This is a genomic window from Peterkaempfera griseoplana, from assembly GCF_001418575.1.
GTDB lineage: Bacteria > Actinomycetota > Actinomycetes > Streptomycetales > Streptomycetaceae > Peterkaempfera > Peterkaempfera griseoplana.
In genome coordinates this window covers 1-1,469 of record NZ_LIQR01000775.1, presented here as the reverse complement: position 1 = coordinate 1,469, position 1,469 = coordinate 1, and the positions used below count along the sequence as shown (strand labels likewise).

At 72.8% G+C, this 1,469-nt stretch carries 2 protein-coding genes; one reads left to right on the top strand and one right to left on the bottom strand.

All coding sequences use genetic code 11. The annotated features are described in order from the left end of the window. Positions 1-77: 77 nt before the first annotated feature. Positions 78-650 carry a peroxiredoxin-like family protein gene (locus tag AOK09_RS36685; RefSeq protein WP_055591485.1) on the bottom strand — a complete coding sequence of 191 codons (573 nt, stop codon included), beginning with the start codon at positions 648-650 and terminating at the stop codon, positions 78-80. Positions 651-720: 70 nt separating this feature from the next. On the opposite strand from AOK09_RS36685, the gene AOK09_RS36680 reads away from it, so the two are divergent. Further along, positions 721-1,371 (top strand): TetR/AcrR family transcriptional regulator, encoded by a 651-nt coding sequence (locus AOK09_RS36680; protein WP_055591484.1) that lies wholly within the window; start codon positions 721-723, stop codon positions 1,369-1,371. Positions 1,372-1,469 lie beyond the last annotated feature (98 nt).

The window sequence follows — 1,469 nt, the reverse complement described above, 5'->3', positions numbered from 1 at the left end:
CCCTCGGACCCATCCGCCCCCCCTCGTCGGCGGTCACCCTACAGCGGGCGGCGCGCCTCCCCGTCGCCCGGCCGGGCTCAACGGACGGTGGCGGCGCCTCGGGCCGGGCCGGGTACCAGGGCCAGCAACTCGTCCACGGACCACTGGTCGTAGGCGTGCTCACCGTACTTGCATGCGATCACCCGGCCGTCACTCGCGATCAGGAAGTCGCCGGGCAGGCCCAGTCGCCCGCCGCTGGGCCGGTTCGCCGGCAGCCGCTCGCGCCCGCGGGCCACCTGGTAGACGCTGCTCGCCACGCCCCGGACGATCGGCCACCACGCGCGGGGGCTCAGCAGTGAGCGGAGCGCGGACTCCACGCCGAACTCGCTGTACAACCGCTTGCCGGGGTCGGCGACGACGGCGAACGGAAGCTCGACCACATGCTCCAGCAGTTCCTCGGCGGGCGAGTGGAAGACGACGACCTCGCGGATGCCGGCCGCCTCGATCTCCTGGTGCCGCCGTACGACCGACCGGAGGTGCAGATTGCACACCGGGCATCCGGCGAAGCGCCGGAACTGCAGATGGATCAGCCGGTCCGGATCGGGCACGGAGACCGGGGGTCCGCCGACGGGGGTGAGCTCACGGGCGGCGACGACGGAGCCAGGGCGCATCGGAGGTCCCTTCTTAGGAGTACACCGTACGCCTACCAGCGTAGGCGTATGCCGTACGCTGTCAACCGCCATGCCGCGCCCACGTTCACTCACCCAGGCCCAGCTCGCCACGGCCGCCCTCGCCGTCATCGATCGCGAGGGCCTCTCGGGGCTGTCGATGCGCGCGGTCGCCAAGGAGCTCGGAATGAGCACCATGGCGCTCTATCGATATGTCGATGACCGGGACCAGCTGGAGCAGCTTGTCGTGGAACTCGTCCTGGGTGCCGTCGACACCGCGCCGCCGGGCTCGGAGGTGCCCTGGCGCCAACGGGTCGAGACCATGGTCGGGCGCCTGCGGGACTGCGTGGGCGCCCACCCGGAGATCGTCCCGCTGACCCTCACCCACCGGCACCGGTCGCCCGCCGTGCTGCGCTGGTCCGAAGTGGTGCTCGGCATCCTCTCCGAGGCCGGGTTCCAGGGCGGGCAGCAGGTCATCGCACTGCGGGGCCTGCTGGGCTATGTCATCGGCGCGATCCAGCAGGAGCACCTCGGCTCCCTGTCGGCCGCCGGCACGGTCGCCATCTCCGAGCTGCCGCCGGACCGGTTCCCCCACCTGTCCGCGACCGCGCAGCGCGCGCGGCACATCGGCGTGGACCAGGAGTTCGCCGGCGGGCTGGACATGCTGCTGCGAGGTATGGCGGCGATGCTCGCCGAGGGCGCCGGCTCCGGTCCCTCGTCCTGACCGGCGGAGCATGCTTCGCCGGCCGTCCCGGGGTGGTGTTCCCCGCCGGACCCCTCGGCGATGTGGCCCGGGCCACATCGCCGAGGGGTCCGGCGGGG

Excerpts from the sequence above, each read along its gene's own strand:
- AOK09_RS36685 (WP_055591485.1), bottom strand. The coding sequence starts at position 650 with ATGCGCCCTGGCTCCGTCGTCGCCGCCCGTGAGCTCACCCCCGTCGGC.
- AOK09_RS36680 (WP_055591484.1), top strand. The coding sequence starts at position 721 with ATGCCGCGCCCACGTTCACTCACCCAGGCCCAGCTCGCCACGGCCGCC.